20 protein-coding genes are annotated in these 21,994 nt (G+C 58.3%); 14 read left to right on the top strand and 6 right to left on the bottom strand.

The genetic code is table 11. The features are described from left to right. Positions 1 to 99 precede the first annotated feature (99 nt). From plsY to GRI91_RS03235, 5 genes are all read left to right on the top strand, one after another. Entirely contained in the window at positions 100 to 690 is a 591-nt protein-coding gene (plsY, locus tag GRI91_RS03255) for a glycerol-3-phosphate 1-O-acyltransferase PlsY (protein WP_160735365.1), read from the top strand. Continuing rightward, a complete protein-coding gene (gene dprA, locus GRI91_RS03250) occupies positions 687 to 1,784 on the top strand; it encodes a DNA-processing protein DprA (protein ID WP_160735158.1) in 1,098 nt (365 codons plus the stop codon). The genes plsY and dprA overlap by 4 nt, the downstream gene beginning before the upstream one ends. A 10-nt stretch (positions 1,785 to 1,794) precedes the next feature. After that, on the top strand, positions 1,795 to 2,499 hold the full coding sequence (locus tag GRI91_RS03245; RefSeq protein WP_160735157.1) for a hypothetical protein: 705 nt from the start codon (positions 1,795 to 1,797) through the stop codon (positions 2,497 to 2,499). 91 nt (positions 2,500 to 2,590) lie between these two features. Continuing rightward, a complete protein-coding gene (topA, locus tag GRI91_RS03240; RefSeq protein ID WP_160735156.1) occupies positions 2,591 to 5,209 on the top strand; it encodes a type I DNA topoisomerase in 2,619 nt (872 codons plus the stop codon). A 64-nt stretch (positions 5,210 to 5,273) separates the two neighbouring features. Further along, on the top strand, positions 5,274 to 6,698 hold the full coding sequence (locus GRI91_RS03235; RefSeq protein WP_237437609.1) for an MFS transporter: 1,425 nt from the start codon (positions 5,274 to 5,276) through the stop codon (positions 6,696 to 6,698). 72 nt (positions 6,699 to 6,770) lie between these two features. On the opposite strand, the gene era is transcribed toward GRI91_RS03235, so the two are convergent. From era to lepB, 3 genes are read right to left on the bottom strand one after another with little or no spacing between them, the layout of a single operon-like run. Further along, the gene (gene era, locus GRI91_RS03230; RefSeq protein ID WP_160735155.1) at positions 6,771 to 7,676 is read right to left on the bottom strand and encodes a GTPase Era; all 906 of its coding nucleotides are present in this window, start codon (positions 7,674 to 7,676) and stop codon (positions 6,771 to 6,773) included. Beyond that, positions 7,673 to 8,389 carry a ribonuclease III gene (gene rnc / locus GRI91_RS03225; protein ID WP_160735363.1) on the bottom strand — a complete coding sequence of 239 codons (717 nt, stop codon included), beginning with the start codon at positions 8,387 to 8,389 and terminating at the stop codon, positions 7,673 to 7,675. Before rnc ends, era begins: the two co-directional genes overlap by 4 nt. Then, positions 8,344 to 9,165 carry a signal peptidase I gene (gene lepB, locus GRI91_RS03220; RefSeq protein ID WP_160735154.1) on the bottom strand — a complete coding sequence of 274 codons (822 nt, stop codon included), beginning with the start codon at positions 9,163 to 9,165 and terminating at the stop codon, positions 8,344 to 8,346. The genes rnc and lepB overlap by 46 nt, the downstream gene beginning before the upstream one ends. Positions 9,166 to 9,363: 198 nt before the next feature. Between lepB and pgi the strand changes: the two genes are divergently transcribed. Further along, positions 9,364 to 10,884 (top strand): glucose-6-phosphate isomerase, encoded by a 1,521-nt coding sequence (gene pgi / locus GRI91_RS03215; protein WP_160735153.1) that lies wholly within the window; start codon positions 9,364 to 9,366, stop codon positions 10,882 to 10,884. A gap of 50 nt (positions 10,885 to 10,934) precedes the next feature. On the opposite strand, the gene ygiD is transcribed toward pgi, so the two are convergent. Further along, positions 10,935 to 11,780 (bottom strand): 4,5-DOPA-extradiol-dioxygenase, encoded by an 846-nt coding sequence (gene ygiD / locus GRI91_RS03210; protein WP_160735152.1) that lies wholly within the window; start codon positions 11,778 to 11,780, stop codon positions 10,935 to 10,937. Positions 11,781 to 12,028: 248 nt separating this feature from the next. Between ygiD and GRI91_RS03205 the strand changes: the two genes are divergently transcribed. From GRI91_RS03205 to GRI91_RS03195, 3 genes are all read left to right on the top strand, one after another. Beyond that, positions 12,029 to 12,688 carry an HAD family hydrolase gene (locus tag GRI91_RS03205; RefSeq protein ID WP_160735151.1) on the top strand — a complete coding sequence of 220 codons (660 nt, stop codon included), beginning with the start codon at positions 12,029 to 12,031 and terminating at the stop codon, positions 12,686 to 12,688. A gap of 215 nt (positions 12,689 to 12,903) precedes the next feature. Next, entirely contained in the window at positions 12,904 to 14,253 is a 1,350-nt protein-coding gene (gene gorA / locus GRI91_RS03200; protein WP_160735150.1) for a glutathione-disulfide reductase, read from the top strand. A gap of 6 nt (positions 14,254 to 14,259) precedes the next feature. Then, entirely contained in the window at positions 14,260 to 14,709 is a 450-nt protein-coding gene (locus tag GRI91_RS03195) for a DUF488 domain-containing protein (protein WP_160735149.1), read from the top strand. A 95-nt stretch (positions 14,710 to 14,804) separates the two neighbouring features. On the opposite strand, the gene aroB is transcribed toward GRI91_RS03195, so the two are convergent. Together aroB and GRI91_RS03185 are read right to left on the bottom strand one after the other, a co-directional pair. Next, entirely contained in the window at positions 14,805 to 15,914 is a 1,110-nt protein-coding gene (aroB, locus tag GRI91_RS03190) for a 3-dehydroquinate synthase (RefSeq protein ID WP_160735148.1), read from the bottom strand. Beyond that, positions 15,905 to 16,498, bottom strand: coding sequence for a shikimate kinase (locus tag GRI91_RS03185; protein WP_160735147.1), 594 nt, complete (start codon positions 16,496 to 16,498; stop codon positions 15,905 to 15,907). Before GRI91_RS03185 ends, aroB begins: the two co-directional genes overlap by 10 nt. A gap of 85 nt (positions 16,499 to 16,583) precedes the next feature. Here GRI91_RS03185 and GRI91_RS03180 point away from each other — a divergent pair, with 85 nt between their 5' ends. The 5 genes from GRI91_RS03180 to GRI91_RS03160 all read left to right on the top strand — a co-directional run bounded on the left by GRI91_RS03180 (position 16,584) and on the right by GRI91_RS03160 (position 21,992). Next, complete coding sequence (locus GRI91_RS03180) at positions 16,584 to 16,727, top strand: hypothetical protein (RefSeq protein ID WP_160735146.1); 144 nt, start codon at positions 16,584 to 16,586, stop codon at positions 16,725 to 16,727. Then, positions 16,724 to 18,583: a hypothetical protein gene (locus GRI91_RS03175; protein ID WP_160735145.1), complete on the top strand. Its 1,860-nt coding sequence runs from the start codon at positions 16,724 to 16,726 to the stop codon at positions 18,581 to 18,583. Before GRI91_RS03180 ends, GRI91_RS03175 begins: the two co-directional genes overlap by 4 nt. A gap of 4 nt (positions 18,584 to 18,587) precedes the next feature. Further along, entirely contained in the window at positions 18,588 to 19,466 is an 879-nt protein-coding gene (locus GRI91_RS03170; RefSeq protein WP_160735362.1) for a tyrosine recombinase, read from the top strand. A gap of 9 nt (positions 19,467 to 19,475) precedes the next feature. Then, entirely contained in the window at positions 19,476 to 20,417 is a 942-nt protein-coding gene (locus GRI91_RS03165; protein ID WP_160735144.1) for an acetyl-CoA carboxylase carboxyltransferase subunit alpha, read from the top strand. Positions 20,418 to 20,504: 87 nt separating this feature from the next. Next, complete coding sequence (locus GRI91_RS03160; RefSeq protein ID WP_160735143.1) at positions 20,505 to 21,992, top strand: M48 family metalloprotease; 1,488 nt, start codon at positions 20,505 to 20,507, stop codon at positions 21,990 to 21,992. Positions 21,993 to 21,994 lie beyond the last annotated feature (2 nt).

Raw genomic sequence — 21,994 nt, 5'->3', positions numbered from 1 at the left:
TTTCGGCATATTTTACCCCTGCGGAATTGCAAGTGACGCGCTATGGAGAGGGGCCGGTATAGCTATGCCGTGTCTGATTTGTGATTGGGGGATGCGATGATGAATGGGCTGGATGCCCTCCTGGCCGGTTTGCTGGGATATGTGCTGGGATCGATTCCCTTTGGCCTCCTGCTCGCCTTTGCTGCGGGCAAGGGCGATGTGCGACAGATTGGCAGCGGCAATATTGGCGCCACCAATGTGCTGCGCACCGGGAGCAAGAAACTGGCCGCAGCGACATTGTTGCTGGATCTGCTCAAGGGCTGGCTGCCGGTCTATCTGGCATGGATATTGTTTCCGCAAACCGCCGGTTTCGCTGCATTGGGTGCGGTCATCGGGCACTGTTTCCCTGTCTGGTTGAAGTTCCGGGGCGGCAAGGGCGTGGCCACCACTGCGGGTGTATGCTTCGGCCTTGGTTGGCCTTTCGGCCTTGCCTATGCCGCTATCTGGATCGGACTGCTTTATTTCACCCGCATCAGTTCACTTGCCGGGATGAGTGCGGCGATTGCCGCACCGGTGATGGCGATTGCGCTGCAACGCTGGGATCTGCTGCCGTTTCTGATTGCGATCGCGGCGCTTATTCTGGTGCTTCACCGCGCGAATATCAGCCGGTTGAAAGCAGGGACGGAACCCAGAATAGGGTCAGCAAAATGAGCCTTGATCAGCAGGAGGCCTTTGCGCGCATTCGGCTCTTGCGATCACCGAATATTGGCCCGGTCAGCTACCAGAAATTGCTCGGGCGTTTTGGCACGGCGCATGCGGCGATAGAGGCACTGCCCGATCTCGCGCGGCGTGGCGGCAAGCCTTATCGCGCGGCTTCTGTTGCGCGCATTGAGCAGGAGGTTCAGGCCGCAAAACGGGCAGGTGCGCGATATCTGTTTCATGACGCGCCTGATTATCCTGAATTGCTGGCACAGATAGAGGGGGCGCCGCCAATCCTGCTCTATCGCGGCGATATGGCTCTGGCTGCAAAGCCCTGTGTGGCTGTGGTCGGGGCGCGTAATGCCTCGGCCGCCGCGATCAAGCTGGCGCGCGAATTTGCCCATTCGATCTCGGATGCAGGACATGTGGTGGTGTCGGGCCTGGCGCGTGGAATTGATGGCGCTGCCCATCAGGGCGCGTTGCCTGCGACGATCGGCGTCATCGCCAGTGGAATCGACATTGCATACCCTACGCAACATGCTGAATTGCAAGAGCAAATTGCGGAAGGCGGATTGCTGCTGGCGGAACAACCGCCGGGAACCGAGCCACGTGGCAGCCATTTTCCGAGCCGTAACCGCATCATAGCTGGTCTGGCAGCTGGCACATTGGTGGTGGAGGCCGCACCGCGTTCCGGGTCGCTGATCACGGCGCGGCTTGCGGGAGAAGCGGGGCGGGAAATTATGGCAATCCCCGGATCGCCGCTGGATGCACGCAGTCAGGGGTGCAATCAGTTGATCCGTGATGGCGCAATTCTGGTGCAATCAGCCGACGACGTGTTGGAACTCCTAAGCGGTTTCGAAGGCGCACCGCGGTCCAGTTTTCACGATGTTACATCGCAGCAGAATTATAATTTTGAAGAAGCAGCGGAAGATACCGCTGAAAGCGCGGATATAGCCGGATTGCTCACTCAGGCGCCCATCGCGGTTGATGAACTGATCCGCCAAAGCGGTGAGAATGTGGCGGCCATCCAGCTCGCATTGCTGGAATTAGAGATTGCGGGATTGCTTGTGCGCCATGCGGGCGGCAAAGTATCCCTTGCGAAATGAGAGGCGGGAAATGACAAAAAAAGTGAGTTTTGGCGGCATTCTGAATGAAACCTCCTCTTTGGTAGCGCAAAATTTGCGTGAAGTGGGGTTCTTCATACTGATTCTTGGCGCATACAGCGCACTTGGAGTCATCGCTGGCTTTACCGAGAGTGTGGCAGGCTCGTTCAATTACGGTGTTTCGTACACGCCGGGCGAACCTGTGATGAGCATGCTGTTTGAAATCGGCAATGTCGCCTTGTCGCTAGTCGCAACATATCTGCTGATCCGCCATTTCGTTGCCTCGCGTCGAATTGGTGGCGATGGCAGCAATCGCTTCTGGCAGTTTTGCGGCCTCTATTTTCTCTCCATTATCGGGATCGCTTTGGGCTCCTTGCTACTGGTTATTCCGGGCCTTTTCCTGCTCGTCCGTTGGACTGCGGCACCCGGCTTTGTGGTTACGGGAAAACACTCGATCACGGAGAGTTTCTCGGCAAGTTGGGCCGCAACGAGGGGGCATGGCTGGGCGATCTTCTTTTCTGGCCTCGTCCTGGTCTTTGGGCTTTTGGCCATATTCGGGGTAGGCAGTCTGATCTTCTGGGCGTTGAATCCATGGGTCGGAGGAATCATATCGGCTTTCTTCGAGGTGGCGATCAGCGCGATCTCGCTCGGTTATGCCGCGGCAGTCTATCTCATGGTTAGCGATGACAGCGCTGAACTGCAGGATGTTTTCGGCTGATCGAATTGCCAATAAAGGGCGCTTGACGAATCTGCATGGGGGAACCCACCCTCGTGCGCACATATACGCGTAAGAAAGTTCACACACCGCAATGCAGCTTGTTATCGTCGAATCGCCGGCCAAGGCGAAAACCATCGAGAAATATCTGGGTAAGGATTTCACCGTCCTCGCATCCTACGGCCATGTCCGCGATCTTCCGCCAAAAGACGGTTCGGTCAGGCCGGATGAAGATTTCGCGATGGATTGGGAGCCTTACAAGGACAAGCAAAGCCGTATCAAAGCGATTGCGGATGCGGCGAAAGGTGCTGATCGTCTCGTTCTCGCGACTGACCCTGATCGCGAAGGGGAGGCTATTTCGTGGCATGTGCTGGAATTGCTGAAGAAGCGGCGCGTCTTGCCGGCCGAGGTGGACCGCGTCACCTTTAACGCCATCACCAAAAAAGCGGTGACAGATGCGATGAAGGCGCCGCGTCAGCTCGATCACGATTTGATTGACGCCTATCTCGCCCGGCGCGCGCTGGACTATCTGTTTGGTTTCACGCTGTCGCCGGTCCTGTGGCGCAAGCTGCCCGGCGCAAAAAGCGCGGGCCGTGTTCAGTCCGTCGCGCTGCGTATCATTGTTGACCGTGAGCGTGAGATCGAGGCCTTTCAGCCGCAGGAATATTGGCAGGTTCTGGCCCGGATGGAGCAGGACGGGACCGAATTCGATGCGCGTCTGGTCCGTTTTGACGGTGAAAAGCTGGAGCGGCTGTCGATTGGCGAAAAGGGCATGGCCGATGCCGCCAAGAAGGCGGTCGAAGATTCGCGCTTCACGATCGAGAATGTCGAAACAAAGCCGCTCAAGCGTCACCCCGCGCCCCCATTCACGACGTCCACTTTGCAGCAGGAAGCCGCCCGCAAACTGGGTTTCGCTGCCAGCCATACAATGCGTCTGGCGCAGGGTCTGTATGAAGACGGCGCAATCACTTATATGCGTACCGATGGTGTGCAAATGGATGGCAGTGCCATTTCTGCCGCTCGCAAGGCCATCGCAGACCGGTATGACGGGCATTATCTGCCTGAAAAGCCGCGTCATTATTCGACCAAGGCGAAGAACGCGCAGGAAGCCCATGAGGCGATCCGACCGACCGATTTCACGCGCGATCGCGCTGGCAGTGCGGATGCGGCGCGGCTTTATGATCTGATCTTCAAGCGCGCGATGGCAAGCCAGATGGCGGCCGCCAATCTGGAGCGTACGACGGTGACCATGCGTGATCCGACGGGGCGCCATGAATTGCGCGCCACCGGACAGGTCGTCAAATTCTCCGGTTTCCTCGCGGTTTATGAGGAAGGGCGTGACAGCAAGGATGATGACGATGAATCCGGCCTGCTGCCTGTGATGCAGCAGGGGGACAGTCCGGCGAAGAAGGAAGTTCTGTCGACGCAGCACTTTACGCAGCCGCCGCCCCGTTTTTCAGAAGCGAGCCTGGTAAAACGGCTGGAGGAACTCGGTATTGGTCGTCCCTCTACCTATGCTTCTACGCTTCAGGTTCTCAAAGACCGCAACTATGTTCGCACCGAAAAGAACCGCTTCTTCGCTGAAGAAAGCGGACGCTTGCTGACGGCGTTTCTGGAACGGTTTTTCGGCCATTATGTGGCGTATGATTTCACAGCCGACATGGAAGACGAGCTGGACGATGTCTCCGGCGGCCGGGCGGAATGGAAGAAGCTGCTCGAAAGTTTCTGGCGCGATTTCAAGCCGAAGTCGGATGAAGTTATGGAGCGTAAGCCTTCGGAAGTGACCGAAGTGCTGGACGAATTCCTGTCTGATTTCCTCTTCCCGCCCCAGGCAGATGGCAGCGATCCGCGCGCCTGCCCTAATTGTGCCGACGGACGGCTCGCTTTGCGCGGGGGCCGCTATGGTGCTTTTGTCGCCTGCAATAATTATCCGGAATGCAAATATACCAGACCCTTTGCCCAGCCGGGCGGACAGCAGGAAACCGGTGAAGAAGGCGCATTGGGCAAGCATCCCGAAACCGGTCTGGAGATCGAGCGCAAGACGGGCCGGTTTGGCCCCTATGTGCAAATGGGTGAGGGCAAGGAAGCCAAGCGCGCTTCCATCCCCAAGGATATCGACGATTTCGGTCTGGAATGGGCGGTGAAGCTGCTCGACCTTCCGCGTGAAATCGGCAAGCATCCGGAGACCGGGGAACCGATCATATCGGCGATCGGCCGCTATGGGCCTTACCTCAAACATGAGGGCAAATATGCCAAGCTGTCTTCCACCAGCGAGGTGTTTGACACGGGCATGAATGCCGCTGTTACCATGCTGGCCGAGGCCGCCCAGCGCGGTGGCCGGGGTAGCCGTGCGAAAGCTGAACCGATCAAGACCTTCAAGGAACACCCCAAAAGTGGGGGCGAGATGAAGGTACTACCCGGCCGATATGGCCCCTATGTCACCGACGGCACGACCAACGCCACCATCCCCAAGGATATGAAGCCAGAGGATGTGACCGAGGAAGACGCGATCCGGTTGATTGACGAACGGGCTGCGAAGGGGCCGCCGAAAAAGAAGAAAGCTGCAGCCAAGAAGAAGGCTCCGGCAAAGAAGGCGCCCGCAAAAAAAGCGCCTGCTAAGAAGGCTGCGGCCAAGAAGCCGGCTGCAAAGAAAGCGCCAGCCAAGAAGACAACGTCGAAAAAGGCAGCTGCAAAAGACACCGGGGAAGCTTGAATTTGAGTAAGAGCATACTCAAATTCCGCCGATGCTGCAGACGCAAAATGAGAGCGATAGTGATATGGCCGCGACGCCCGTAAACCGGGCGGAGGAGCGCAATGCCGCGTTCAATCAGGCCATGGAGCAGGACGGTTTGCCGATGCCCCGGCGGATCTGGGCCATTATCGGCATCTCTTTCGGCACGGCACTGCTGGTGCTCGACGGGGCGATCGCGAATGTCGCCTTGCCCACCATCGCGCGTGAACTGAATGTCAGTGATGGCGTCATCACCAATGTCGTGACCGTTTATCAGCTGGTGCTGGTGATGGTCTTGCTGCCTTTCGCGAGTATTGGCGACAGGATCGGACACCGGCGGCTTTATCAAATTGGTCAGGCCGTGTTTCTGGTGGCCTCTGCACTGTGTCTTTTCGCCACCAATTTGCCGGTCTTGCTGGTGTTAAGAGCGGCGCAGGCGCTGGGCGCCGGCATGGCTCTGTCGGTGTCCTCCGCCATGTTGCGGCAGATATATCCTGCCAAAAATCTGGGCAGCGGGCTGGGTATCAACAGCGTTATCGTCGCCAGTTCTGCCGCTCTGGCCCCCACATTGGGCGGTTATATCGTGGCCCATATTGCGTGGCATTGGGTGTTCGTGGCGGCGGCACCGCTCGCCGTTATTTCGCTTATCCTTGGCCGCTTTTTACCGGAACCGGTTCGGCGCCCGCTTAACCCTGAATGGGTCAGCGGCTTGTGGAGCGCGGTCACCATGTTGCTGATCATCGGCGGTTTGCAGCTGGGCGCCCATGCGGACAATGTCTGGTTGGGGGTCGTCGCGGTCGGGATGGGTGTCGTATCGGCTGTATTGTTGGTTCGGCGCGAGAATGAGCGGGAAAACCCTGTGGTCCCTGTCGATATCATGCGGATGCCAGCCATCGGCCTATCCGCTTTGGCGGCAGTGACGTGTTTCATATCGTCAGGTGCGTTAATGCTCGCGCTGCCATTCCGGCTGGAACAGACCATGGGCTATTCACCGGATCAAGTAGGGCTGTTGTTGCTGCCCTTTCCGCTGACGATGCTGTTCATCGCTCCGCTGGCTGGGTGGCTGTCAGACCGTATCGCGCCGACCAAGCTGGGCGTGACCGGTATGGCTGTTGCGGTGGTCGCGCTCGCCTTGCTGGCGATGTTGCCGGGGCAGGTCAGTGCCTTCGCTATAGCATGGCGACTGGCCTTGGCCGCGGTGGGTTTTGGATTGTTCTTCGCACCCAATTCGCGGTTGTTGATTGGCCGCGCTCCCAAAGACCGAGCGGCTGCGGCCGGGGGGCTTCTTTCCACGTCGCGCCTGCTTGGCCAGACGATGGCCGCAGTGGTCGTGGGTATCCTACTCAGCAGCGGGCTGGGCGTTGGCGCATGGCCATTGGCCGTTTCCGGCGCGCTGGCGCTGGTGTCGGCGATATGCAGTCTGGTGCGTTTCCGCAGTAGCGGGAAGGGTGTAAAGGCTCCGGCGGGCTGATCAGCCGGAGGGCGCACCAAAGTTTAATCCGGGCCTGAATTCATACAGGCCCGGATTTACAGGAAATGCGCGTCAGCGAACCCAATCGAGCCCGATTTCCTCGAACATCTCGCGGCTTTCAGCCCATTTCTCATCGACCTTTACATGCAGGAAGAGATGAACTTTCACGCCGAGCAGTTCGGTGAGTTCCAGCCGGGCGGCTTCACCAATGGCTTTGATCCGGCTGCCGCCTTTGCCCAACACGATCGCCCGCTGGGTATCGCGTTCAACCACGATTTGCTGATGAATTTCCAGCGAACCGTCTGACCGGTGGCGATAGGCTTCTGGCCGAACTGCGCTGTCATAGGGAAGTTCTTCGTGAAGCTGGCGATAGAGCTGCTCCCGCGTGACTTCTGCCGCCAGCAAACGTTCACTGGCATCAGACACCTGGTCTTCCGGGTAATGCCATGGGCCCTTGGGCATCAAAGATGCGAGCCTGTCTTTCAGCTCGCCCACGCCGTCGCCTTCCAGCGCAGAGATGAAGAAGACCTCGTCAAAATCGACCTTGGAGGACAAATCCTGCGCCAGAGCGAGCAGCGGCTCCTTCTTGCTGGCATCAACCTTGTTCAATGCGAGCAATTTCCGTTCCGGCCGGTTGGCCAGAGCTTCCAGTAACGGGCCGAGCTCATGGCGGCGCTGTTTCACACTGTCGACGAGGAGCAGGATAGCGTCCGCTTCGCTCGCCCCCTCCCACGCGGCATTCACCATCGCCCGGTCCAGCCGGCGGCGCGGTGCGAAAATGCCGGGCGTATCCACGAGCATCATCTGAACCTTATCCGCCAGGGCAATCCCCAGCATGCGTGCGCGGGTGGTTTGCGCCTTGGCCGATGTGATCGCCACCTTCTGGCCGACCAGCTGGTTGACCAGGGTGCTTTTCCCGGCATTGGGAGCCCCAATTACGGCTACGACGCCGCAGCGGGTTTCACCATTGTCACTCACGCATATTTCTCCATGAATAATTTTGCGGCTGCTGTTTCCGCATCCTGTTTGCTGCCAGCCACGGCCTCGACCGAGGCCACCTTATGGACCGTTACGCGCACCGTGAACTTGGCTGCATGATCCGGCCCGGACCTGTCGACCAGTGCATATTCCGGCGGCTTGCGTTGATTGCCCGCGGCCCATTCCTGCAACGCGCTCTTGGGGTGCTTTGTGCGTCCGGCCCCGCCTTCTATGGCATTTTTCCAGATATCGCGCACCATGTCACGCGTGGGCGCAAATCCGCGTTCGATAAAGCTGGCACCCAGCAGAGCTTCGACCACATCACCCAGAATGTTGTCACTATCGGCCCCGCCATCATCGCGTGCCTGTTTGCCCAGTCGGATATGCCTGGATAAACCGATACCCCGGGCAATTCGGGCACACATCTCGCGGCTGACCAATGCGTTTAGCCGCTGTGACAAGGTGCCTTCAGAGCCGTCATTGCGTTCAAACAGCCATTCTGCAATCGACAGGCCAAGCACCCGGTCGCCAAGAAATTCGAGCCGTTCATAATTGCGTTTCTGCCCTGTACTTCCGTGCGTTAGCGCTTCCAGCCACAGGCTTTCATCGCTGATCTGGATGCCCAGATCTTCCAGAAATGCACGGGCTTCTTGAGGGAGTTTCCCGGTCAAATTATGTCTCCGATCCGGTTCCACCGCGCGGCGGTGAACCATGTCCAGGGTTTCAGCCATTCGGCAGTCCCATCGGTGGACCACATGATGATTGTTGCGCGGGCCACGAGGTTGTCCTGCGGCACGATGCCAACTCCCTTGCCCGGAATGGCGGGAAAGCGGCTATCCATTGAATTGTCGCGGTTGTCGCCCATCACAAACATATGGCCGCGTGGTACCACCACGACATCCGTCGTATCCTGCGGCGTGGTGCCCATATCAAGCACGGTGTAGCTCACGCCATTGGGCAGGGTTTCGCGAAATTGAGGGTAACGGCACTGCAAACGGCCTGCATCGCCAATTTCGGCGAATTGCGGCGCGACACAGTCTTTTTCGGGGGGAGGGGTGAACAACAGGTCCGCGATCTGTTCATGCGACACGGCCTCACCATTGATGTGCACTATGCCATCCAACACCTGAATCTGATCACCGGGCAGACCAATCACCCGCTTCACATAATCCTGTGTCTTGAGTGGCGGCGCCTTGAAAATGACGACATCGCCGCGCTCTGGCTGACTCTTCATGATCCGGCCGGGGATCAGGGGCACGCTGAATGGCAGCGAATATTTGCTGTAGCCATAGGGCCATTTGGCCGCGAGCAGATAATCCCCCTCCAGCAGCCGCGGCATCATGGATTCGCTGGGGATATTGAAAGGCGAAAATATGAAGCTGCGAAAGATCGCAACCACCAGAACCAGCTTGAGCAGAAAGGCGAAAAAGCTGCCTTCCTCTTTGTCCGCTTGGCCAGACTTTCCGGTGTCTCCGGAGGATGTATCCATGATTGCAGGCTCTTTCTTGCCATAGTCTCGGGGGAGTTTCACCCGTCCTATATCCGCCCGATCGCATTTGCGACAGTGCCCATTGCGTAGCGGGTTTATTGTCGGGCATGGCGGGGCCAGAGTGGCGGCCAACTTCGCTGTTCCAAAACCGTCAGCAAGTCCCTAGCTCTGATGGTAATCAACCGAAGGAGAATTCATTTGAGCGACGCCCGCCAATCCGCCTGGAAAGCGATCGGTCTGCATCAGGACCCGACATTGGCAGAATTGTTTGCCGCAGATCCTGACCGTCTGGCTGCATTCTCCGGCCGCCTGGAACTCGATGAAATCGGTATTTTATTCGATTGGTCCAAGACGCATCTGACGCAGGATATTCTGACCGACTTTGAAACACTGGCAGAGGCGGCTGATTTTGAGGATATGCGCCGCAAGCTCTTTGCCGGTGAAGTGGTGAACCCGACCGAAGGGCGCGCGGCCGAACATGCTGCCTTGCGCGGTGTCGGCAAGGAAAGCAGTGTCGAGGAATCGGGCGCATTGCTGGCGCGAATGCGATTGCTGGTTGAGGCAATTCATGAGGGCGCGCTGGGAGAAATCAAGCATCTGATCCATATCGGCATTGGCGGGTCAGCCCTTGGACCGGCTCTGGCGGTCGATGCGCTCAGCCGCGATCTGTCGCTGGTGGATGTGCACGTCGTGTCCAATATTGATGGCTGCGCGCTGGAACAAGCCTTTGCCGCATGTGACCCGGCGACGACGTTGATTGCGGTGGCTTCCAAGACCTTCACCACCATTGAAACCATGACCAACGCGGAAAGTGCGTTGAAATGGCTGGGTGACAATGGCGTGGATGATCCCTCCGGCCGGGTTATTGCCTTGACGGCCAGCCCGGAAAAGGCGGTCGAATGGGGCGTGGATGAAACACGTATCCTGCCTTTTGCGGAAAGTGTGGGGGGCAGGTATTCGCTGTGGTCCTCGATCGGTTTTCCCGTTGCACTGGGCGTGGGTTGGGAGGACTTTGCCGCCATGCTGGCCGGTGCGGCGATGATGGATGAACATTTTCGTGACACGCCGCTGAATGAAAACTGGCCGTTCCGAGCGGCCTGTTCAGACCTTTATTATTCGCGCATCCGGGGCGCGCAGACCCGTGCTGTCTTTGCGTATGATGAACGTCTGTCACTGCTTCCTGACTATCTTCAGCAGCTGGAGATGGAATCCAACGGAAAATCAGTCACAGCGCAGGGGCAGCCCGTGGACGGAGCAACCGCGCCGATAACATGGGGCGGCGTCGGCACCGATGCGCAGCATGCGGTATTCCAATTGCTGCATCAGGGAACGCGGCTGGTGCCGGTGGACTTCATTGCCAGCATCGCACCGGGTGACGAGCTGGACCCAGCGCATCATCGGATTTTGCTGATGAATTGTTTCGCGCAAGGCGCGGCGCTGATGGCCGGCAAGCAAAGCGACGATCCGGCGCGTTCCTATTCGGGCAATCGCCCGTCTGCGACCATTCTGGTGGATGATCTGGACGCCATGACCCTTGGCGCGTTGATCGCATTCCACGAACACCGCACCTTTGCCAATGCGGTGCTGATGGGCATCAATCCCTTCGATCAGTTCGGGGTAGAACTGGGCAAGGAAATCGCCAGGAAAATCGAACAGGGCGGGGAACGCTTTGATGCGAGTACCGAAGCCCTGCTGAAAGCATCCGGCCTGGGTGGCTGAGTTTTGAGCCGGGCCACCCTGATCACAAGTATCAGGGTGGCCCGCCAAAATCAGGCAGGCTCCATCGCCTGCTCCAGAGTTTCGGCCTCTGCAGCGCGTTGCAGAGCCGACTTCAATCCGGGATCGCAATCAAGCCCGAAGGTGGTCATCGACAGGCTACCCATGACGCATCCCTCGATCAGGCATTCCAGCGGCTCTCCTGCGGCGGCGGCCAGCCCGGCGATATAGAGCACGGGGATGAAATGGTCCGGCGTCGGCACGGCCTTCGCGAAATCGGGATGGGTCAGCAGGTCGAGCATATTGGCCGGATCGTTTCGGGCCTGATCAATCGCTGCCTGCTCAAAACGTTCGGCCCAATCTTCGCCATGCTCTGCATGCCGCTGCAGCACGCCGAGATTATGGACGATATTGCCTGTTCCCAGAATCATCACGCCTTCATCGCGCAATGCAGCCAGTTTGGCACCCAGTTCCAGATGATATTCGAGCGGCTTCACACCATTTATGGACAGTTGCAGCACCGGAATATCTGCATCCGGATACATATGCGCGAGCACTGACCATGTGCCGTGATCCAGTCCCCATTGATCATTATCCGCGCCAACCCAGAGCGGTTTGCTCATTTCGACAATGCGGTGCGCCAGTTCCGGATCGCCCGGTGCGGGATATTGGAAATTGTTCAATTCGGCGGAGAAGCCATAGAAATCGTGGATCGTTCGCGGGTGTTTCATCGCCGTCACCGCGCTGGTGCCGAAATACCAATGTCCTGAGATCACCAGAATAGCCTTGGGACGCGGCAAATTCGCGCCCAAGGCTCGCCATGCGCGGGTATAGGACGTATTATCGAAGGTATTGGTCGGGCTGCCATGGCCGACAAACAGGGCGGGCATGCGGGACATTCAGGCAAACTCCATGATTTCTGTGTCTGCAATTTAATCGGGTACGCCTCTATTCCAATGCCAGATACCGATAAAAAAGTTTGTTTCCGGTGCCCAAAAATCATGCATGGCTGCGCTCTGTCATGGCTCGCGTGAGTGCGAGAGCATACGAGAGAGCGTCCTTCCTCTATTCTTCTTGGCGAGCACACTGAAGAGTGATCGAGGCATCTCCGCTTGTAGCTTTGCCTACGCAATGCTTAGGGCAAGCTATGAATCTTCCCCGCACGCCCGCCGCGGTCGTTTTCGATATGGACGGCTTGATATTTGATACCGAACGCCTGCAGTTTCGTGCCGCCGCCGCAGCTGCAAAGAGTCATGGCGGCGATTTGCCGATCGACGTGTTTCGCGAATTGATCGGTAAGCCAGCCAATACCGATTATGATATTTTGCAGGCCCATTTCGGAGGGGCGGTCGATTTTGAGCCATTTGAAGCAAGCTGGAGGGCGAATTTCCTCGAATTGGTGGAACGTGATCTCGATTTGAAGCCCGGCGTGGTTGAGCTGCTCAATCTGCTGGATACTCTCAGTTTGCCGCGGGCTATCGCAACATCTTCACAGCGCAGCAAAGCGGATCATCACCTGGCAAAGCACGGCTTGACTGAGCGTTTTGACACGGTGATAGCTTGGGGTGACTACGCGCAAGGGAAGCCCGCACCTGATCCTTATCAGGCGGCTGCGCGAACTCTGGGGGTTGAACCAGAGACATGCCTCGCGCTGGAAGATTCGCATGCGGGCATTCGGTCGGCCGCTGCAGCCGGCATGATGCCCATTATGGTGCCCGATCTGGTGCCAGCGAATGATGAGATGCACGCTCTGGCTACCCATGTGGTAAGTGATTTGCACGAGGTGTGCGGCTTGCTGAGGGCCTAAGTCAACGCAAACAGTGCCTCCTATGATGCTTTCGCCGGTCTGCTTTTTAACGAATTTCGCCAAATTTCGCCGACAGTTGAACCATTTTCAGCAAGGATACAGGCCCATTGATCCGGCGGATCAGGGCCGCTGCAATTGATTTAGTCCGTTTGCACCGCCATATCCCGCGCAACCGCATAAATCGCGCGAGCCTAACGCGCAGATGGGAGCTTTGAATGTCCGACTATGATTATGATCTTTTCGTCATCGGTGCCGGTTCGGGCGGGGTGCGTGCGTCCCGCGTGGCCGCAAGCTATGGTGCGAAGGTGGCCGTGGCCGAGGAACACCGCATCGGCGGCACCTGTGTAATCCGCGGATGCGTTCCCAAAAAGCTGTTGGTTTATGCGTCCATGTTCGCTGAGGAGCTGGATCATGCCGGTTCGATGGGCTGGGATCTGGGAGAGCTTAGCTTCAATTGGGAGAAATTGCGCGACCATGTGAATGGCGATGTTGACCGGTTGAACGGTCTTTATACGCAGACTCTCGATAGTCATAAGGTTGAACAGATACTGGAACGCGCGACCGTTACCGGGCCGCATAGTGTGAAGCTGTCCAGCGGGCGTGAAGTGACGGCGAAATATATCCTCGTCGCGGTCGGTGCATGGCCTTACATGCCCGATATTCCGGGTGTCGAACACTGCATCAGTTCCAATGAAGTGTTCCATCTGGAGCAGCTGCCCAAGCGGATCATGGTGGTCGGCGCGGGCTATATTGCGATGGAATTTGCCGGCATCTTCAATGCCCTTGGCTGTGATGTCGATGTGGTGAACCGCACGCAAACCATCCTGCGTGGTTATGATGAGGGGATTACCGACCGCCTGCTACGGCTGGCGAGTGCTCGCGGCATCCAGTTCCATATGGATTCGCGCCTGAACAGCGTGGAGAAGATGGAAGACGGCACATTATGCGTCGATATTGAAGGCAGAGATCAGCGGATCGATACGGATTGCGTTCTGGTCGCCACCGGCCGCGTGCCCAAGACTGACGGATTGGGCCTTGAAACCGCTGCGGTCGATCTGGGCGATAAGGGCGAAATTCTCGTCGACGAACATAATCGCACCAGTTGCGACAGCATTTATGCGGTGGGCGATGTTACCAACCGGGTGCAGCTGACCCCGGTCGCGATCCGTGAGGGACAGGCATTTTCCGACACAGTCTTCGGTGAAAAACCCCATACGGTCGATTATGACTGCATCCCCAGTGCGGTCTTCTCTCAGCCACCGATGGGCGGAGTGGGGCTGACCGAAAGCGAAGCGCGCGACAAGTTTGGCTCGGTCAAAGTCTACACCTCCGATTTCCGCCCGATGAAGAACATCTTCGCGGAAACGCAGGAGCGCGGTCTGTATAAGATGATTTGTGATGCAGACACGGACAAGGTTCTGGGCATCCACATGATCGGGCCGGAAACGGCCGAGATCCTCCAATCTGCTGCTGTGGCGGTGAAGGCCGGTCTGACGAAACGGGATTTCGACGCCACTGTCGCCATTCACCCATCCATGGCGGAGGAACTGGTGCTGCTTAAATAAATGGTGATGGCTCCGCCCCCGATATTCACCATAGGGTATGAACGCAGCGCGCAGAGCGCGCTGGTGGATGTTCTGGTGAAATCGGGGGTGCAGCTATTGGCGGATATCCGGTATCTTCCCCTCTCACGGCGGCCGGGGTTTTCCAAGAATTCTCTCAAAGCTGCGGTCGAAGAAGCCGGCATCACCTATCGGCATTTCAAATATCTCGGCACGCCCGCCGATGGACGTGCCGCTGCGCGCCGCGGCGATATGGCAGAGCTGCAGAGAATTTATGCTGGACAGCTGGAATTGCCGGAAGCGATTGGGCAGATGGCAGAATTACGCAGCCTTGCTGAGGATATGCGGGTCTGTCTGCTGTGCTACGAGCGGCTGGCTTGTGAATGCCACCGTGAATTGCTGATCACGGCGGCGTTTGACGATTTCAAGCAGGTTGATCTGGTGCCCGACCTTATCTGAGCGGCAGCCGCGAGCAGATATGGAATCGAGGCATGTTTTTGTCCTGTCTCTGCCAGCCGAAATGCAGAGTTTTTGCTTCATGGCATTCTGCGCGATCAGGCGGCGCCCAATTGCTCCTGCAGAAAATCAGCCACATCGTTGAGCGCAACATCCTTGTCCAGAATTGCGTCACCAATTGACCGAAGGAGCACGAAGGGAAGCGTTCCGGCATCCATCTTCTTGTCATGCAACATATGGTCGGCCAGCGTCTGCCCGCCGCAATTGAGACCCAGACTGGTGATTTCCGTCGGCAGACCCGATGCACCGATAGCATGCGCGATACGCTCTGCATCACCGTTCGAAATATAGCCCTTCCGTGCTGAAAAGCGCGCGGCGAGAACCATGCCGAGGGCGACGGCTTCGCCATGCAGTAGCCGGTCGGAAAAACCAGTCTGCGCTTCCAGGGCGTGGCCGAATGTATGGCCGAGATTGAGCAGAGCGCGAGCACCGGTCGTTTCCCGTTCATCTTCGGCAACGATCCGGGCCTTGGCCGCCACGCTTCGCGTTACGGCATAGTGCTGTGCTTCGCTGTCTCCGGCCACCACGGCAGCGCCATTTTCCTCGCACCAGCCGAAAAATTCCGCGTCGCCCAGAATGCCATATTTGATGACTTCGGCATAACCGGCCAGCCGTTCGCGCCGGGGGAGGGTGCCCAGCGCATCCAGATCGGCCAGCACCAGCGCCGGCTGATGGAAGGCACCGACAAGATTTTTGCCCGCCGAGGTGTTGATCGCGGTTTTGCCGCCAACCGAGGAATCAACCTGGGCCAGGAGTGTGGTGGGCACCTGAATAAAGCCGCAGCCGCGCTTCAGGATAGAGGCCGCAAATCCGGTGAGATCGCCAATGACGCCGCCACCCAGAGCAATGATGTGGTCGCCGCGTTCCACTTCTTCCGAGAGTAGCCAGTCGACCGTTTCCGACAATCCTGTCCAGCTCTTGCTGCCTTCACCCGGTGGCAGAATCCGCCAGCGCGGCTCAAACCCGCTGGCCGACAGCGCATAATCCACCTGTTCACGCCAATGATGCGCGACGTTGTTGTCGGTAACGATAGGGACTCGTTTCTTGCGCAGCAAAGAACCGCAGTGATCCGGCAGTGAGGCGATCAGGCCCTCATTCACACGCACGTCATATGATCGTCCGGCGAGATCGATCGGGATTATAGCCATGTGTCGAGAGCCTCTAGAATTTTCAGAACAGTATGCTGATGCGGACCGGAATCACTAACCACATGGAGCGCAGCCTTGCGGTAATAGGGCTCACGTTCCTGCTTCAGCCGGGAAACGATGTCACGCGGATTGCCATCGCGCAGCAAGGGGCGGGTATCCTTTCGCGTAACCCGTTCGACCAGCGTTTCCTCATCGGAATCAAGCCAGATCGAGACGGATTTTTCGAGCACCAGTTCGCGCGTTTCATTCTGGATGAAGGCACCGCCGCCAGTGGCCACCACGGCCGGGCCTTTGTCCATCAGCCGTGCGATCACGCGCCGTTCACCATCTCGGAAATAGCTTTCGCCAAATTGGTCGAAGATTTCGCTGATGCTCAATTGCGCGGCGGCCTCGATTTCATCATCGGCATCGAAAAAGGGGAGCTGCAGCAACGCGGCCAGTTTCTTGCCGACGGTCGATTTGCCGACCCCCATCATGCCAACTAGCACGACCGGGCGGTTTATGCGCCGGCGAATGTCCGCCACATCGGTTCCGCTAGGAATAAAGGAGGTGGATGGACTGGATATCGGTTGATCGTTGGTCATTGCCGCATGGCCTATATATGGGCTAGGCCCCGGTGCAAGCTCAGGGGGCGTGATAGCGTTCCTCCGGTGCAATAAGGTTCGGTGAATGAAAGCAATGCGTCGCAAGCGTTTATGGATGGCTCTGGCCGTTGTTATCGGCCTTTTTCTGGTGCTCGCCTGGTATGATGGCGGCCGTGAGCAGCCGCGCCTGATTGAACAGCCCATCACGCTTCCTGGAACGACACAATGAATCGCAGCCTTCTTCTCACCGGCACTTTGTTCGCACTGACCTCCACTCTGGCGCTGGCCGCGCCGGAATCGCTTCTTCCGCCGGGCTTCGACAATCCAGCACCCGCGCCTGCGCCCAGTCCGGCGCCGGTGCAATCGGCGCGGCCTGACAATGCGCCAGCGCCCGCCGCTGCCCCGCGGCAGAGTGATTCCGGAGATAATAGCAGCAGTGGTACTGCCGTGGTGCAACCGCTGCCGCAGGATAATGCGCGTCAATCCTCGTCTCTTCTCCCCGATGATTTCCCCAGCCTGGCGGAAATCGAGGCGATGGATGATGATGAGGTCGATGAGATTTTCGGTCTGAAACCCAAATTTGATACCCCGCCGGCGGCCCGCCGCGCTGTGGAGCAGATTGGCGTCATCGGTCCGGAGGAAGGCGGCATGCCGATTTCCTCTTTATCCGCGCAGCCGGCCTCGCTGGTTCGAACGGCCATTGCCGGCACTGGCGGTCCGGTCGTGTCACGCTGGGGGCATATTTTGCTGCGCCGCGTATTGTCGAGCCGGCTTGATACGCCGCAGGGCATGGAGGCCACTGAATTTGCCGCGTTGCGCGCCGCATTGCTTAACCGGATGGGCGAAAGTCTGGCAGCTCGATCGCTGGTTCAGGATATAGATTCGGCGAATTACACCAAGCCGCTGGCTGATGCGGCCTTTGATTCCTATCTCGCGACGGGCGATATTCTGGGAATGTGCCCGGTTGCGCGGCTGAAGAGCGATTTGCGTGATGATGCCGAATGGGAGCTATTGCGTTCGGTTTGTTCGGCATATTCCGGCAATAGCCGTGATGCAGGCCGTGATTTGCAGCGCGCCCTGTCGCGCGGTGTCGCACCGCGAATCGATGTGCTGCTGGCGCAGCGTTATGCGGGTGCCGCTGGCGATGCCCGGCGTGCGGTGAATATTGAATGGGACAAAGTTGAGAATATTACGCCCTGGCGCTTTGCCTTCGCCAATGCGCTGGGTCTGGAAATGCCGGATGCGCTGACCAAGGATTTGCCTGATTATTATCAGCGGTCCGCTGTCCTCATTCCGGCCATGCCGCTCCCCGACCGGGCTGCGTCTGCCGATCTCGCCGCGCGCGAGGGTATTCTTTCTGCGGCAGCAATGGTGGATCTCTATTCGCAGATTTACGGCAATGCTGCGCTGGAAGGCGAATGGAACGAGCGCGCGACGCGTTTGCGCAACGCCTATGTCGCGGCCGATACTGAGGCGCGGCTGACAGCCATGGAGTCCTTATGGGCTGATGCTGACGGCCCCTATGCCGGACAAGTGCTGACCGCATATGCGGCGGCGCGTCTGCCGGTGAACGAGGCATTTCTGCAGCAGGCTCCACAATTGATTGCCTCCATGCTGACCGCCGGGCTTGATCGCAATGCGCTGCGCTGGTCAGCCATCGTGCCTGAAGGCAGTGAAGGCTGGGCGCTGTTGGCACTGGCGCAACCGGCCGAACAAATTGCTGTGTCTGAAAGCGCGGTGGACGGTTTTATCGATGATGATGATAGCGCCGAACAACGTAAAAGCCGTTTCCTGATCGCGGGACTAGCCGGTTTGAACCGTTTGGATGACACGACGGTCGACAATTTCTCGGAGCGTCTGGCGCTCGATCTTGATCGGGAAACCCGCTGGAGCCAGATGATTGATGAAGCCGCCGAATATCGCAATGGCACGCTGGTGGCACTGCTGGCGGGGCTCGGCATGCAGGGCGAAGGCTGGGACAGGATGACCGCCCGGCATCTCTTCCACATTGTTCGCGGCCTCGACCGTGCGGGCTTGAATGCCGAAGCGCGTATGATCGCGGCTGAGGCCGTCGCAAGAGGGTAAGGCGATTTCCGCCGCCATAGATTCCTTTCTGGCCATGCTTGCAGCGGAACGCGGCGCGGCCGAGAACACGCTGATTGCCTATCGCCGGGATCTGGAATCTGCGGAGGAAGCGATTGGCGACCTGTGTGGTGCAGACAAGCATGCTCTGGCTTCGCTGGGCGCTGCATGGGCCGGTCTTGCTTCGTCGACAATTTCCAGAAAATCCTCCGCCTTGAGGCAGTTTTTCGGTTTTGCAGTGGATGAAGGCCTGTGCACCACTGATCCCTCTGCCGGATTGCCCAATCCGGCGACACGGCGGCCGCTGCCACGGGTGCTGAGTCATCAGGATGTGGATGCGCTTTTCAGCCGGGCTGAGGCGGAGGCGGAAACGAATCGCCCGGAAGCCGTAAGGCTGCTGCTGCTGATCGAATTGCTTTACGGATCGGGATTGCGCGCCAGTGAATTGGTGTCTCTGCCGCTCGCGGCCATTCCGCGCGACGTGCCGTTTCTCACTATCAAGGGGAAGGGCGGGGTGCAGCGCATGGTGCCTCTCTCCAGCCGGGCCGGAATGGTTCTGTCACGCTGGTTGCCGCTACGCGCCGATGACGGGAAATTCCTGTTTCCCTCCCGTGGAAAACATTTGTCGCGGATACGATTATTCCAGCTTTTGCGCGCTCTCGCGGCCCGTGCCGATCTCGATCCGCAAAAGGTCAGCCCGCATGTTTTGCGCCATGCCTTTGCCACGCATCTGCTGGAGGGCGGTGCAGACCTGCGTATGCTGCAAGACCTGCTCGGTCATGCGGATATCGCCACCACCCAAATCTACACCCATGTCGATGCGGAGAGACTGGTCGCGCTCGTAAATGAGCGGCATCCTCTTGCTCAGCGGCGACAGGCGGACTAGCGAATAATTATGATTTCCTATCTCGAATTTGAAAAGCCGGTAGCGGCACTTGAAACCCGTATTGCGGAACTGCGCTCGACAGCGGAAAGCGATTCCGTCGATATTTCCAGCGAACTCGCACGACTCGAAGCAAAAAGTGCCGATATGTTGGCGAGCACCTATGCCTCACTGACTCCGTGGCAGAAAACGCAAGTCGCTCGCCATCCGGCGCGCCCGCATTTCCGCGATTATGTCGCTGCAATCTTCGATGATTTCATGCCGTTGGGCGGGGATCGTCTTTATGGCGAGGATCAGGCCATTCTGGGCGGCTTCGCCACCTTGCGGGGCCGAAAGGTCATGCTGATCGGCCATGAAAAGGGCAATGATACGCATAGCCGCCTGCGTCACAATTTCGGCATGGGTAAGCCGGAAGGCTATCGCAAAGCGATTCGCCTGATGGAAATGGCTGGTCGCTTCGGTCTGCCAGTGCTGACTTTGGTGGACACCTCCGGTGCGTTCCCCGGTATTGAGGCAGAGGAACGGGGGCAGGCAGAAGCCATCGCCCGTTCGACCGAGGCATGCCTTGCTCTGCCCACACCGATGGTTTCGACGATTGTCGGGGAAGGCGGTTCAGGCGGCGCGGTTGCACTGGCCAGTGCGGAGCGCGTTCTGATGCTGGAACATGCGATCTATTCGGTCATCTCACCTGAAGGCTGCGCGTCGATTCTCTGGCGTACGGCCGAAAAGGCGCCGCAGGCGGCTGAAGCGATGAAAGTTACCGCGCAGGATCTGAAAAGCCTAGGCGTGATCGACCGTATCGTACCCGAGCCAATTGGTGGGGCGCAGCGTGATCCGGCGGGAATGGCCGAAAAGCTTGCAGAGGTTTTGTGTGAAGAGCTGGACCAGCTGGGGCAGCTTGATGCAGCGCAGATCCGGCAACTGAGAGAAAATCGTTTCCTCGCTATTGGTTAGGTCCGCGAATGGGAACATTCGAGGGGGCAGCGGGTTCGCTTCTAACATGAACAGGCGATAAACAGCCGCTCAGTGGAGGACCCCAGAATGCCGACCAAATTTACCTGCCGTTTCAAGTCCATGGCTATTGCGGGGGTGGCATCGTTGTCTCTCTCTGCCTGCGCGACTGTTCCGGGCGCAGGCGTTCCTGCAGGGGCTCCCATCACGCAGGCCGAAGCACAGCAGGGTGCCCAGTATCACCCGCAGTTTGTGCAGGAATTTGGCGGGACCGTGTCCGGCCCTCAGGCGCAATATGTGGAACGGATCGGCGCCCGTATGGGCGTCGAATCGGGTCTCGGCGCAAGTACCGATACGTTCGAGGTGACACTGCTTAACAGTTCAGTGAACAATGCTTTCGCTGTTCCCGGCGGCTATGTTTACGTTACGCGCCAGCTGGTCGGCTTGATGAATAATGAAGCGGAGCTTGCCGGTGTGCTGGGCCATGAGATCGGCCATGTCGCCGCGCGGCATTCCGCACGCCGTCAGCAGACCGCGCAGCGCAATCAATTGCTGGGCGTATTGGGGCAGGTCCTCTCCGGTGCGATTTTGGGCGATTCGGCGCTTGGAAGGCTGGGGCAGGAAATTTCCTCGACCGCGCCGCAACTCGCCACTTTGAGCTATTCTCGCAGTCAGGAACTGGAAGCGGATGCGCTGGGCATCACCTATCTTGAAAGTGCTGGCTATGATCCGCATGCCATGGCGACCGTTCTGACCAGCCTTGCCCGACAGAACAATCTGGATGCGGCATTGCAGGGCAGGGATAGTGCGCAAATGCCCGCATGGGCATCAACCCATCCCGACCCGGCGAGCCGCGTACAAAACGCTCTTCAAAAGGCTGGTGCCACAACCGGCATCCTGAACCGCGACGTGTTTCTCAGCAATGTCGACGGCTTGATGTATGGTGACGATCCAAAGCAGGGCGTGATCGAAGGGCGTACCTTCATTCACCCTGTCTATCGCTTTGCTTTCACGGCGCCGCAGGGTTTCAATATGCTGAATGGCACCAGCGCGGTGTCGATCAGCGGCGATTCGGGGAAGGCACAGTTTTCGACCGGCCCGTATAATGGCAATCTGCAAACCTATGTCAGCCAGGTTTTCAATGCATTGGGCGGAGATCAGCAGCAGCTGAAGCCCCAGAATATGCAAAGCACGACAGTCAATGGCCTTCCGGCTGTGTTCGGTACTGCACGCGTCAACAATGGGAAATCCAATGTCGATGTGGTGGTGTTCGCTTATCAGTTTTCCAACGATCAGGCATTTCATTTCGCGGCGATCACGCCCGCCGGTCAGTCAGGTGTTTTCTCACCGATGTTCGAATCGATGCGCCGGATCAGCAGCGCAGAAGAGGGCAGCGTTACGCCGCGGCGGGTTGATGTGGTAACCGTGGGGCGCGGGGAAACCGTTCGGATTCTCGCCAGCCGGATGGCGTATGACAACGCCAAGGAAGAACGTTTCCGTGTGCTCAATGGCCTGTCATCTACAGATACGCTGACGCCGGGGCAGAAGGTCAAGCTGATCGTCCGATCTGGTAGTTGATG

The sequence above is a fragment of the Altericroceibacterium endophyticum genome, assembly GCF_009827595.1.
Lineage (GTDB): Bacteria > Pseudomonadota > Alphaproteobacteria > Sphingomonadales > Sphingomonadaceae > Altericroceibacterium > Altericroceibacterium endophyticum.
Note: the sequence above shows the minus strand (reverse complement) of the source record. Positions and strands in the feature narration are given on the sequence as shown.